The 12,740-nt window shown below is 66.6% G+C and carries 12 protein-coding genes; 8 read left to right on the top strand and 4 right to left on the bottom strand.

What is annotated here, in order from left to right:
• The first annotated feature begins 222 nt into the window (after positions 1–222).
• The 5 genes from coxB (at position 223) to ABZ374_RS01655 (ending at position 6,138) form a co-directional block, all read left to right on the top strand.
• The gene (gene coxB, locus ABZ374_RS01635) at positions 223–1,086 is read left to right on the top strand and encodes a cytochrome c oxidase subunit II (protein WP_360304925.1); all 864 of its coding nucleotides are present in this window, start codon (positions 223–225) and stop codon (positions 1,084–1,086) included.
• A 3-nt stretch (positions 1,087–1,089) separates the two neighbouring features.
• Positions 1,090–2,808 carry a cytochrome c oxidase subunit I gene (ctaD, locus tag ABZ374_RS01640; RefSeq protein ID WP_360304927.1) on the top strand — a complete coding sequence of 573 codons (1,719 nt, stop codon included), beginning with the start codon at positions 1,090–1,092 and terminating at the stop codon, positions 2,806–2,808.
• Positions 2,805–3,203: a cytochrome c oxidase subunit 4 gene (locus tag ABZ374_RS01645; protein WP_360304929.1), complete on the top strand. Its 399-nt coding sequence runs from the start codon at positions 2,805–2,807 to the stop codon at positions 3,201–3,203. The genes ctaD and ABZ374_RS01645 overlap by 4 nt, the downstream gene beginning before the upstream one ends.
• A gap of 280 nt (positions 3,204–3,483) precedes the next feature.
• Positions 3,484–4,689 (top strand): Ig-like domain-containing protein, encoded by a 1,206-nt coding sequence (locus ABZ374_RS01650; RefSeq protein WP_360304931.1) that lies wholly within the window; start codon positions 3,484–3,486, stop codon positions 4,687–4,689.
• A gap of 222 nt (positions 4,690–4,911) precedes the next feature.
• Complete coding sequence (locus ABZ374_RS01655) at positions 4,912–6,138, top strand: Ig-like domain-containing protein (protein WP_360304933.1); 1,227 nt, start codon at positions 4,912–4,914, stop codon at positions 6,136–6,138.
• A 169-nt stretch (positions 6,139–6,307) separates the two neighbouring features.
• Here the strand turns inward: ABZ374_RS01655 and ABZ374_RS01660 are convergent, their stop codons facing one another.
• The 4 genes from ABZ374_RS01660 to ABZ374_RS01675 are packed head-to-tail and all read right to left on the bottom strand — an operon-like array spanning position 6,308 to position 10,509.
• Positions 6,308–7,951, bottom strand: a complete 1,644-nt coding sequence (locus ABZ374_RS01660) for a cytochrome bc complex cytochrome b subunit (RefSeq protein WP_360304935.1) — start codon at positions 7,949–7,951, stop codon at positions 6,308–6,310.
• On the bottom strand, positions 7,951–9,036 hold the full coding sequence (locus ABZ374_RS01665) for a Rieske 2Fe-2S domain-containing protein (RefSeq protein ID WP_360304937.1): 1,086 nt from the start codon (positions 9,034–9,036) through the stop codon (positions 7,951–7,953). Before ABZ374_RS01665 ends, ABZ374_RS01660 begins: the two co-directional genes overlap by 1 nt.
• Complete coding sequence (locus ABZ374_RS01670; protein WP_360304939.1) at positions 9,033–9,833, bottom strand: cytochrome c; 801 nt, start codon at positions 9,831–9,833, stop codon at positions 9,033–9,035. Before ABZ374_RS01670 ends, ABZ374_RS01665 begins: the two co-directional genes overlap by 4 nt.
• Before the next feature lie 46 nt (positions 9,834–9,879).
• Complete coding sequence (locus tag ABZ374_RS01675) at positions 9,880–10,509, bottom strand: heme-copper oxidase subunit III (RefSeq protein ID WP_360304941.1); 630 nt, start codon at positions 10,507–10,509, stop codon at positions 9,880–9,882.
• Between the two features lie 75 nt (positions 10,510–10,584).
• Between ABZ374_RS01675 and ABZ374_RS01680 the strand changes: the two genes are divergently transcribed.
• The 3 genes from ABZ374_RS01680 to ABZ374_RS01690 all read left to right on the top strand — a co-directional run bounded on the left by ABZ374_RS01680 (position 10,585) and on the right by ABZ374_RS01690 (position 12,714).
• Positions 10,585–11,700 (top strand): cytochrome c oxidase assembly protein, encoded by a 1,116-nt coding sequence (locus ABZ374_RS01680; RefSeq protein WP_360304942.1) that lies wholly within the window; start codon positions 10,585–10,587, stop codon positions 11,698–11,700.
• Positions 11,701–11,709: 9 nt separating this feature from the next.
• Positions 11,710–12,120, top strand: coding sequence for a hypothetical protein (locus ABZ374_RS01685; protein WP_360304944.1), 411 nt, complete (start codon positions 11,710–11,712; stop codon positions 12,118–12,120).
• A gap of 180 nt (positions 12,121–12,300) precedes the next feature.
• A complete protein-coding gene (locus tag ABZ374_RS01690) occupies positions 12,301–12,714 on the top strand; it encodes a response regulator transcription factor (protein WP_020552994.1) in 414 nt (137 codons plus the stop codon).
• Positions 12,715–12,740 lie beyond the last annotated feature (26 nt).

Below are 12,740 nucleotides of genomic sequence, written 5' to 3' on the forward strand. Positions count from 1 at the left end.
GCCAATACCCGAATCCCGGACACGTTCGGGCCGTTCGCCCGAACGGACGCACCGGCACATCTACCCGGTCCGCCACACCAGACCTCCGCGCGCGACCCGAATAGGGCTGGAGTAGGGTTTGGCCCGCAGAAACATCCATACCTGTCCGCGCAACGGGTCGCCAGGGAAGAAAAGTTCCCCACCTCGACTCGCGCGCGGGCGAGACATTCGGGAAGGCGCTACGTGAGTCCCTACGGCTCCGACCGCTCGCCGCGGCGCTGGATGCGGCGCAGGGTGCCGCAGCTGCTGGCTCTGGGCCTCGTCATTGCGACCGCCACCGGCTGCTCCGTCGATTCCAAGGACCTGCCGAGACTCGGCCTGCCCAACCCTGTCACCGAGCAGGGTCCGCGAGTCCTGTCGCTCTGGCAGGGCGCCTGGATTGCAGCGCTGATCGTCGGGGCCGTGGTGTGGGGGCTCATCCTGTGGAGCGTCGCGTTCCACCGCCGGTCGCGCACCAAGATCGAGATCCCGCCGCAGACGCGCTACAACCTCCCCATCGAGGTTTTGTACACGGTCATCCCCGGCATCATGATCGCGGTCTTCTTCTACTTCACCGCGCGTGACGAGACCAAGCTCGAAGAACTCTCCAAGAATCCCGACAACGTGATCAACGTGGTCGGTGTGCAGTGGAGCTGGTCCTTCAACTACAAGGGCGACCCGGCCGACGGCACGGTCGACGTCTACGAGCAGGGCACGCCCGGCAAGCCGCCGACGCTCTACCTGCCCGTGAAGGAGTCCGTCCGGTTCGATCTGACCTCGCCGGACGTCATCCACTCGTTCTGGGTCCCGAACTTCCTTTACAAGAAGGACATCATCCCGGGCCGAACGAACAAGTTCGAGGTCGTCCCGACGAAGAAGGGCACGTACGGCGGCAAGTGCGCCGAACTGTGCGGTGTGGACCACTCGCGCATGCTCTTCAACGTGAAGATCGTGGACAAGGCCGAATACGTCCAGCACCTGAAGGAGCTGGCCGCGAAGGGCCAGACCGGCGAGCTGCGCAGCAAGATCAACGAGCCGGCCCCCGTTGAAGCGCACGGGAAGAAGTGACGAGTGACAATCCTCAGTGAGCCACAGACCGTGGCCCCGGACGGACCTCCGCCGGTCCGCCGCAAGGAGCCCGGGAACATCGTCATCAAGTGGATGACGACCACGGACCACAAGACGATCGGGTCGATGTACCTGATCACCTCGTTCGTCTTCTTCTGCATCGGTGGTGTGCTCGCGCTGCTCATGCGCGCGGAGCTGGCCCGCCCCGGTACGCAGTTCATGTCGAACGAGCAGTTCAACCAGTCGTTCACGATGCACGGCACGATCATGCTGCTGATGTTCGCGACGCCGCTGTTCGCCGGCTTCACGAACTGGATCATGCCGCTGCAGATCGGCGCGCCCGACGTCGCGTTCCCGCGCCTGAACATGTTCGCCTACTGGCTCTACCTGTTCGGCTCGATCATCGCGGTGGCCGGCTTCATCACCCCGCAGGGTGCCGCCGACTTCGGCTGGTTCGCGTACGCGCCACTGTCCGACGCGGTCCGCTCGCCGGGCATCGGCGGTGACATGTGGATCATGGGTCTGGCGATGTCGGGCTTCGGCACCATCCTCGGTGCCGTCAACTTCATCACCACGATCATCTGCATGCGCGCGCCCGGTCTGACCATGTTCCGGATGTCGATCTTCTGCTGGAACGTGCTGCTGACCTCGGTCCTGGTCCTGATGGCGTTCCCGGTCCTGGCCGCCGCGCTGTTCGCGCTGGAGGCCGACCGCAAGTTCGGCACCCACATCTTCGATCCGGCCAACGGCGGACCGATCCTGTGGCAGCACCTCTTCTGGTTCTTCGGCCATCCCGAGGTGTACATCATCGCGTTGCCGTTCTTCGGCATCGTGTCGGAGATCATCCCGGTCTTCGCGCGCAAGCCGATGTTCGGTTACAAGAGCCTGATCGCCGCGACCATCTCGATCGCGGGCCTGTCGGTCACCGTGTGGGCACACCACATGTTCCCGACCGGCGCGGTCATGTTGCCGTTCTTCTCCTTCATGACGTTCCTGATCGCCGTACCCACCGGCGTCAAGTTCTTCAACTGGATCGGCACCATGTGGCGCGGCTCGTTGTCCTTCGAGACACCGATGTTGTGGACCGTCGGCTTCCTGGTGACCTTCGCGTTCGGTGGTCTCACCGGCGTCATCCTGGCCTCGCCGCCGCTGGACTTCCACGTCTCCGACACCTACTTCGTGGTGGCGCACTTCCACTACGTGGTGTTCGGCACCGTGGTGTTCGCGATGTTCGCGGGCTTCCACTTCTGGTGGCCCAAGTTCACCGGCAAGATGCTCGACGAGCGGCTCGGCAAGATCACCTTCTGGACGTTGTTCATCGGCTTCCACACCACGTTCCTGGTGCAGCACTGGCTGGGTGCCGAGGGCATGGCCCGTCGGTACGCGGACTACCTGGACTCGGAAGGCTTCACCACGCTGAACACGATCTCGACCCTGGGCTCGTTCCTGCTGGGTCTGTCGATCCTGCCGTTCTTCTACAACATCTGGAAGACGCACAAGTACGGCAAGAAGATCACCGTGGACGACCCGTGGGGCTACGGTCGTTCGCTGGAGTGGGCGACCTCCTGCCCGCCGCCGCGGCACAACTTCACGAGCATTCCGCGGATCCGTTCCGAGGCTCCCGCGTTCGACCTCCACCACCCGGAGATCGCCGCGCTGGAGTACCTCACCGACGAGCGTTCCGAGGCGTTGCCCGAGCCGCCGAAGGGAGCCGAGAAGTGAAGTTCAACGGTGTCCTGTTCGCCGTCCTGGCCGTGTTCCTGCTGCCGGTGACGATCGTCTACTGGGTGCTCTCCGAGGACCCGACCGGTACCACCGCGCTGTCGCTGACCTTCGGTCTGTCGCTGATGATCGGGTTCTACCTGATCTTCACCGCGCGCCGGATGGACCTGCTCGCGCAGGACAACGAAGAGGGCGAGATCGCCGACGACGCCGGCGAGCTGGGCTTCTTCGCCCCGCACAGCTGGCAGCCGCTGATGCTGGCGGTCGGTTCGGCGCTGCTGTTCCTGGGCGTCATCTTCGGCTGGTGGCTCGCGATGTTCGCCGCGCCGATCGTCGCGATCGGCGTCTGGGGCTGGGTCTTCGAGTTCTACCGGGGGGCGGACCAGCGCTACTAGCGCTACCGATTCGCAACCTTCGCAATACGGTTTCGCCACAAGGCCGATCACCCGAATGGGTGATCGGCCTTGTGTGGTATCTACAGAGGACTTCCTTGAAGATCCCCCGAATGTCACCGGTGTGTGACTGTTCGCCGGTCGTAGCAACCCCGACCGGGGGTCGAAGCGTCAAATGGACGCAAGGGAGTTCCAGGACGAGGGAGGAACACGCGTGCCCCGGATACACGGAGCATCGCGCACGGGGGTAGCGGGCGGCGGAATACGCCTCTTCGCGGGACTCATGGTGGCGCCGCTCATATTCATCGCAGGTTGCTCGTCCGACGGCGGCAAGACCGGTTCGGGTGGGACCGGAGGCAACTCCGGTGGTTCGGGCACCGGTCCGAACAAGAAGGCGGCGGCTCCCGCCACCATCGCGATCACACCCGCCGACGGCACCAAGAGCGTGGAGACGGACGGCGCCCTCAAGGTCGACGCGACCGGCGGCAAGCTGACCTCGGTCGTGGTCACCGACGCCAAGGGCAAGACCGTGGAGGGGCAGCTCAGCCCCGACGGCGTCGGCTGGAAGCCGGCCGCACCCCTGGCCAACGGCGGTGCCTACACGGTGGCGGCCAAGGCCGCGAACGCCGACGGCGCCGAGGTCACCGCGCAGAGCAAGTTCAACACCAAGGCCGCCGACGACACGTTCGTGGCCGACTTCAACATCGAGCCGGACAGCACGTGGGGCGTCGGTGCGATCATCTCGCTGAAGTTCAACGAGCCGATCAAGGACAAGGCCGCGATCGAGCGCAACCTCAAGGTGGTCGCGGAGCCGGCGGTGCAGGGTTCGTGGTCCTGGCTCAAGGACCTCGACGGCAACGACCGGATCGACTACCGCCCGGAGAAGTACTGGGCGAGCGGCACCAAGGTGAACCTCAAGGCGAACCTGACCGGCGCGAAGGCGGCGCCGGGTCTGTACGGCAAGCAGACCAAGGACATCAAGTTCACCATCGGGCGCTCGCTCGTGGCCACCGCGGACCTCAAGTCCAAGCACATGGTGGTCAGCAAGGACGGGTCCCGGATCGAGGACCTGCCGATCTCGGCCGGCGGGCCGAACTACCCGACCTGGGGCGGCACGATGGTCGTGCTGGACAAGGTCGACGGCATCACGATGGACTCCGAGACGGTCGGTCTGGGCTCCGCGTACAACATGAAGAACGTCCGGCACGCGGTGCACCTGACCGCGTCCGGCACCTACGCCCACGGCGCGCCGTGGAACGATGGCAAGTTCGGTCGGCAAAACGACAGCCACGGCTGCATCGGGCTGGGCGCCTCGAACGCCAAGACGTTCTTCGATCTGGTCACCCAGGGTGACCCGGTCGAGGTGATCAACAGCACCGACAAGACCGTCAAGGCCGGCAACGGGCTCGGCGGCTGGAGCGTCGACTGGGCGACCTGGGTCAAGGGCAGCGCGCTGGGCGGCGGGACGGCGGGCACCCCGGCCGGCTGAGCGCCGGCACGCACGAGGTTCCCGCACGAGGTTTCACACGGTAGGGCGAACCGCCCGATCGCGCGATCCGACCGATGGTCGGCATGGCGCGATCGGGCGGTTTGTACGTTCGGATGAATGAAGCAGGGCGTTCCCGGCCACTCTCGATGCAACAACTCCGCGTAGCCCGCGCCCCACCGGCACGGGCGGATCGCGTTCGTTGAGCACGGCTGGAGGTCGAGAGTGAATCGGAACGGGAGTGTTCGCCTCCGCTGGATCGGCTGGGCGCTCACCTCGGCGCTGCCACTCGTGTTCGTCACCGGATGCGGCACGTGGCAGAAGCAGCGCGGCACCGAGATCGACCGGCCCGCCAAGAGCGTGGCCCGGCTCACGGTGGACGTGCGCACCGATCGACCCGCGCAGCCGGGCCGGCCGGTGACCGTCGGTGCGAGCGGCGGCCGGCTGTACGCGGTGAGCCTGACCGGCCCGGACGGAAAGCCGGTGCCCGGCGGCAACGCGGCCGGCGACGCGACGTGGACCAACTCGGTACCGCTGGCGTACAACACCACCTACACGCTGACCGCGGCGGCGGTCGACGCGTTCGGGTTGACCGCGACCCGCACCGAGACCTTCACCACGCTGGCGCCGGAGGCCGAGCGGGGGGTGGCCTCGATGTTGCCGGAGGCCGACACCACGGTGGGGATCGGCATGCCGATCACCGTCACGCTGCAAAAGCCGGTCACCGACCCCGCGCAGCGCGCCGAGGTGGAGAAGCGGCTCCTGGTGTCCGCCTCGACGCCGGTCGAGGGCGCCTGGGGCTGGGTGGACGACACGACCGTGCGTTATCGGCCCAGGGAGTACTGGCCGGTGGGCACCAGGGTCTCGGTGGCCACCAGCCTGCTCGGGGTCGACTTCGGCAACGGCGTCTACGGCGGCCCGGGCGCGTCGTTCGGCTTCGAGGTGGGCGACGCCGTGGTGGCGACCGTGGACTCCGCGGCGCACACGATGACGGTCAAGCGCAACGGAACCGACCTCAAGACGGTGCCGGTGACCACCGGCAAGCCCGGCTTCACCACCCGCTCGGGCACCAAGGTGGTGCTCGGCAAGGCCCCGCACGTGTTGATGGACGGCACCACGGTGGGCATCTCGGCGGACAGCAGCGACGGTTACCGGCTGGACGTCTCGTGGGCCACCCGGGTGACCTGGAGCGGCGAGTTCCTGCACGCCGCGCCGTGGTCGGTGAGCGCGCAGGGCAGTGAGAACGTGAGCCACGGCTGCGTGGGGATGAGCGACGAGAACGCCAAGTGGTTCTACGACCAGGTCAAGGTCGGCGACGTGGTCACCGTGGTGAACACCGGCGATGCCAAGGCGATGGAGCCGATCGGCAACGGCTACGGCGAATGGAACCTGGACTGGGCGCAGTGGCTGACCCACAGCACGGTCGGCGCGGCCATCACGCGTGGACTGTGAGCGCATCGACGACACCGCCGCGCGAAGAACGATCCGCGAAGTCCCGTGCGGCCGTCTGCGGGGCGTAACGCGAAGGGCCCCACCGGAGAGATCCGGTGGGGCCCTTCGTCGTTCCTGCGCGTCCTACGGGTCGTGCCGATGTGGCGTCAGCAGCCCGGCCCCGGTCGCGTCAGTGGTGACCGTGTCCGCTGGTCAGTTCCTTGTACTCCTCGGCCGTCGGCTTCTCGATCGGCTCGGCGAAGTACCAGTGCGACATCCTCGAACGCAGCTTCTGCGAACGCTTGACCTTGCGGGCCACCCCGTTCTCGTCCTCGGCGGCCTCCAGCTCGTACGGCTTGGGCTGCTCGTGGGCGGTGAGGGTGTGCCGCACCGCGGCGTCCAGCGGTTCGTGGATCTCGATGAACTCGCCGTGCGGGAGCTTCTTGATCACACCGGTCTCGCGACCGTGCAGGACCTTGTCCCGGTCGCGGCGCTGCAGACCCTTGCAGATCCGCACCGTGGCCAGGTAGGCCAGCACGGGCGCGACGAAGAACGCGACGCGGCCGATCCAGGTGATCGTGTTGATCGACATGTGGAAGTGGGTGGCGATGATGTCGTTGCCACCACAGACCCACAGCACGCCGTAGCAGACGATCCAGGCGACGCCCAGGCCGGTGCGTACCGGCATGTTGCGCGGGCGGTCCAGCAGATGGTGCTCACGCTTGTCGCCGGTGATCCAGCCTTCGATCCACGGGTACATCGCCAGGAAGGTGAACAGCACGCCGGGCAGGACCAGGGACGGGATCAGCACGTTGAAGCTGAGCGTGTGTCCCCAGATGTTCCATTCCCAGTTCGGCATGATGCGCAGGGAACCCTCGAGGAACCCGATGTACCAGTCCGGTTGGGAACCCGCCGTGATCTGCCCCGGGTTGTATGGACCGTAGGCCCAGATCGGGTTGATCTGCACCATGCCGCCCAGGAAGGCGGTGATGCCGAACACGATGAAGAAGAAGCCACCGGCCTTGGCCGCGTAGACCGGCAGCAGCGGCAGGCCGACCACGTTCTTCTCGGTCTTGCCCGGGCCGGGGAACTGGGTGTGCTTCTGGTAGAAGACCAGGATCAGGTGCACGGTCACCAGACCGACCATGATCGCCGGGATCAGCAGCACGTGGATGGTGAACAGGCGGGGCACGATGTCCTCGCCCGGGAACTCCCCGCCGAACAGGAAGAACTGCACGTACGTGCCGACCAGCGGGATGGCCAGGACCACACCCTCGGCGATGCGCAGACCGGTACCCGAAAGCAGGTCGTCCGGGAGCGAGTAGCCGGTGAAGCCGTTGACCATGGCCAGGATCAGCAGCAGGAAGCCGAACAGCCAGTTTATTTCGCGCGGCTTCCGGAACGCTCCGGTGAAGAAGATCCGGAACATGTGCACGAACAGCGACGACACGAAGATCAGCGCCGCCCAGTGGTGGATCTGACGCATCGCCAGACCACCGCGGATGTCGAAGCTGATGTCCAGCGTCGACGCGTACGCCTGGGACATGTGAATGCCCTGGAGCGGCACGTAGGAGCCGTCGTAGACGACCTCCTGCATGCTCGGCTTGAAGAACAGGGTCAGGAAGACACCGGTCAGCAGCAGCACGATGAAGCTGTACAGCGCCACTTCACCGAGCATGAAGGACCAGTGGTCCGGAAAGACCTTGCGCAGGTTCTTCTTCGCCGCGCCGTAGATGCCCAGCCGGCTGTCCAGCGCGTCGGCCGCGCGAACGGCCGCGTTGTCCGGGATCGGGGTGCTCTTGTTCGCCCCGCCCTTGGGTTGTTCGCTCGACATCAGCCACGCTCCCAGAAGCTCGCGCCGACCGGTTCGGCGAAGTCCTGCGACGCGGCGAGGTTACCCGCCTCGTTCACATGGATCTTCAACTGCGGCAGCGAGCGCGCGGCCGGGCCGAACACGACCTTGCCGTCGTCCGCCAGGTCGAAGGTGGACTGGTGGCACGGGCAGAGCAGGTGGTGCGTCTGCTGCTCGTACAGGCCGATCGGGCAACCCACGTGGGTGCAGATCTTCGAGTACGCCACGATGCCCTCGTAGCCCCAGTCCAGTTCCTTCTTGGACTTGATGTCCTCCGGCTCCAGCCGGACGACCAGGACCGCGGACATGCCCGCCTTCTCCAGCCAGCCGTGCGAGAGCTCTTCCTTTTGGCCGGCCGGGCCGTACTTCTCGACCAGCCCGTCGGGCAGCACCATGGTCAGCGAGCCCTTGACGATGTCGTTCGGCTTGATCGGCAGGCCGGTCGCCTCGTTGATCAGCTCCACGCCCGGCTTCCAGTCGGTGTGCCGCAGCTTGGTGCCGGGCAGCGGGCCGAGGTCGCGCAGCAGCACGACGCCGGACAACGGCACCAGGGCCATCGCGCCGATCATCGTGCGCCGAATCAGCGGGCGGCGACCGATCACCGAGTCCGCGGCACCCTGGCTGAACTCGCGGATCGCGTATTCGCGGGTCTCCGGGTCCGAGGTGAACTCGTGCCGCTCCTGGACGATCTCCTCGTCCGTCATCAACGTGCGCGCCCAGTGGATCGCGCCGGCGCCGATGCAGAACAGCGCGAGGCCGAGGAAGCCGCCGAGCGCGAGGTTCTGGGCACCGATCTTCCCGAAGAAGAAGATGTCGATGATGCGGTACTTGTCGATGCCGACGTACGCCCAGATGAAACCGATCGTGGACAACATCGAGATCACGAAGAGGAACGCGACCTGACGCTCGGCGCGGTTGGCGGCCTTCTCGTCGATGTCGGTGACACGCGGCTCGTGGGCCGGCAGGCCGGGGTCGGCGAACGGGTCGCCTTCCGCCGGAACATGTGCCGAGGCGTGTACCTCGGGCAGGTGCTCTTCAGGCACTTCAGACTTGTCCTGGCTACTCATTTGGTCCTGGCCTTGGGGGTCCGAGCGGCGATCCAGATCGCGCATCCGATGAGCAGACCGAGCGCGATGACCCACCCGAACAGACCTTCGGAGACCGGGCCGAGGCGGCCGAGACCCAGGCCGCCGGGGTTCGGCTCCTTCTTGGTCGTCTCGTGGACGTACGTGACGATGTCCTTCTTCTGCTGCTCGGGCATCGTGCTGTCCGGGAACGAAGGCATGTTCTGCGGGCCGGAGAGCATGGCCTCGTAGATGTGCTTCGGGTCCACGTCCTTCAGCGGCGGAGCGAACTTGCCCTCGGTCAGGGCACCGCCCTCACCGGAGAAGTTGTGGCACTGCGAGCAGTTCGTGCGGAACAACTCGGCGCCGTTGACGACGTCGCCGTCGGGCGCGTACATGTTCGCCGTCGGGATCTTGGGTCCGACGCCGAGCGAGGCCACATACGCGGAAAGCTGCGCGATCTGCGTTTCGGTGTAGACCTCGGGCTTGCGCGGCGCCTGCGCGCCGGGCTGCTGAAGCGGCATCCGGCCGGTCGACACCTGGAAGTCGACGGCGGCCGCGCCGACGCCGACCAGGGAGGGGCCGTCGGAGGAGCCCTGGGCGTCGAGCCCATGGCAGGTCGAACATCCACTCAGGTAGAGCTTCTTGCCCGCCTCGACCGCGATGGAGGCGGAGTCGTCCGCCTCCGCCTTCTTGGCAGGCGCGAACGCGGCGTACAGCCCCCCAGTAGCCGCGAGCGCGAAGATGAGTACGACGATCGCCGCCAAGGGGTGGCGTCGCCGCGCGGAGAGCTTTTTCACGGAAAACCCCGGTCCAATGTCGTCTGCGTAGTGAGTGTCGGGACGTCTACCTGATGACGTAGATCGTGAAGAACAGACCGATCCAGACCACGTCGACGAAGTGCCAGTAGTACGAGACGACGATTGCGGCCGTGGCCTGCTCGTGTGTGAACCGTCGGGCCGCGTAGGTGCGTCCGAGGATCAGCAGGAAGGCGATCAGACCGCCTGTCACGTGCATGCCGTGGAAGCCGGTGGTCAGGTAGAAGACCGAACCGTAAGCCGACGACGAGAGAGTCGTGCCCTCCTTGACCAGCTCCGTGTACTCCATCACCTGGCCGCCGACGAAGACGGCGCCCATCACGAAGGTGATGACGAACCACATTCTGAGCTTCTTGACGTCACCGCGTTCGGCCGCGAAGACGCCGAGCTGGCAGGTGAGCGAGGACAGCACGAGGATCGTCGTGTTGCCCGTCGAGAACGGGATGTTCAGCTCACTGGCGTGCTCACGCCAAGCGTCCGCACCGGTGACGGAGCGGATCGTGAAATACATCGCGAACAAGGCCGCGAAGAACATCAGCTCGGACGCCAACCAGACGATCGTGCCGATGCTGACCAAGTTGGGACGGTTGAGCGTCCCGTGTGTCCCGTGTGAGGGGGGCCCGGTTTCTAGTGAAGTTGCTGTCGCCACGGCGGCCATTATTGCGGTCGCCGGATCTGCCCACACTTCGGGGGGTAACCCTTGTAGAACGTGTCGGGGTTAGGCTCTGGTTCCGTGAGTGGCTCTGCAGGCGATGCCGGGATGTTTCTGGCACACGCGACCCCTGGGAACGTACCGCCGGAACTGACCCCCATTCGGCTCCTGACCGGGTGGGTGTTCGAACCGATCCCGATTCTGGTCGCGATGCTGTTCGGCGGCCTCTATCTGTACGGCGTGCACAAGCTCAGAGCCCGTGGGGACTCGTGGTCGCGGTGGCGCAGCTTCTCCTTCCTGGGGTTGGGGCTGGGCACGTTCCTGCTCGCGACCGAGTCGGCGCTGGCCGCCTACGACACCGTGCTGCTCAGCGTGCACATGGTCCAGCACATGGTGCTGGCGATGATCACGCCGATCTTCCTGGCGCTCGGCGCACCGATCACCCTCGCCCTGCGGACGTTGCCCGCCAAGTGGCGCAATCGACTCAACGCCCTGCTGCACAGCCGATACGCGAAGGTGGTCACCTTCCCGGCCTTCGCCGGATTCATCTTCGTGCTCAACCCGTTCGCCCTGTACTTCACGCCCTGGTACGAGCTGACGTTGCGGAACACGTTCATGCACGACATGAATCACGTGCATTTCGTGATCATCGGCTGCATGTGGTTCTGGCCACTGCTGGGACTGGATCCGATGCCGCGCGCGAGCTATCCGATGCGGTTGCTCGCGGTGTTCGCGACGTTGCCGTTCCACGCGTGGCTGGGTATCGCGATCATGAGTTCGTCCAACGTCCTGGCCGGTGACTGGTACAACGACCTCGGTCGGGACTGGGGCGCGAGTCCGCTTTCGGACCAGGGCACGGCGGGCGGAATCCTGTGGGGCAGCGGCGACATCATCGGACTGCTGGTCTTCCTGGTGTTGTTCGTGCAGTGGGCTCGGGCGTCGGAGCGCGAGGCGGTCCGCGAGGATCGTCGGCTGGATCGGCTCGAACTGATCGAGGCGGGTCGCAAGGCGCGCGAGGAGCGGTTGGCACGCGAGGCGGCGGAGGCCGGCGAGGGTGCCGAACCGGGCCTGGAAGCGGCCGGAAAATCCGTGCCGAAGAGCACTCTTCCGGGTGACTCTGCCCGAACGGGGGAGGCCGACTCGGCCGTCCGGGTCGCCCGAGGGTCCGAACCGCGGTCGGCCGACGCGGCCCAGTAGCGTCGCGGCATGATCCTCGAACGTTTCCTGCGCCGTCGTCGACCGGAGCCCGCCCCCGTGCTCGTGGACGACGGCACGCTCACCGTCGTCGGTTCGTGCTTCGATCCGGCTCGGGCCGATTCGGCGGTGGTCGCGGAGCTGCGGGCGGCCGGAGTGCCGGTGGATACCGGGGTGTTCGTGATGCGGCACGTGCTCACGCTGCCGGACCTGGCGGCGGCGGACGAGGCGGCCCGGATCCTGACGCCGGACGGCTGGGCGGTGGTGGCGCCGACACCCGACGAGCTTCCGCTGCGGGTGCTGATCTCCCGACAGCAGGTGCTCACCGGCCTGGAGCCGGCCCGGGAGCGGACCCGGATGGCGGGCCTGGCCCAGCGGTTGGGCGGGGACGCGCAGGGCTACGAGGTGCTCGCGCGCGGGTGAGTCGCGGGCGCGGCCGGCGCGGCGGGTGTGGGCGAGCCGGGACGAGGGCGTGACGAGGCACACATTTTCCCGCCGGAAAGCGCTAACATCCTGGTCGGTCCGAGTGTTGCCCCCGTAGCCGAACAAGCGTTGAAGATGCGCAGCCCCGAAGATTCGCAGCCCAGACACAGGCAGGTGGACATGACGCGCGGCGAGACCATGACCGTCCTCGTGTACAGCGACGACCGCAACACCCGTCGGAAGGTCACCCTCGCGCTCGGGCGCAGGCCCGCCGTCGACGTGCCGTTCGTGGAATACCTGGAATGCGCCACCGAGCCCGCCGTGATCGAGGCGATGGACAAGGGCGGCATCGATCTGGTGATCCTGGACGGGGAGACCGCCCCGGCCGGTGGCATGGGTGTGTGCCGTCAGCTCAAGGACGAGATCTACAACTGCCCGCCGGTGTTGACCCTGGTCGGTCGCCCGCAGGACGCGTGGCTGGCCACGTGGTGCCGCGCGGACGCGGTGGTCGCCCACCCGCTGGACCCGCGCACGCTCGCGGACGCCGCCGCCGACCTGATCCGCGGTCGGATCGCGGGACGTCAGCCGGCCTGACCGCATCCCGGATAACCGCCCGGCCG

Origin of the sequence: Embleya sp. NPDC005971 (assembly GCF_040629175.1) — a bacterium.
Classification (GTDB): Bacteria; Actinomycetota; Actinomycetes; order Streptomycetales; family Streptomycetaceae; genus Embleya.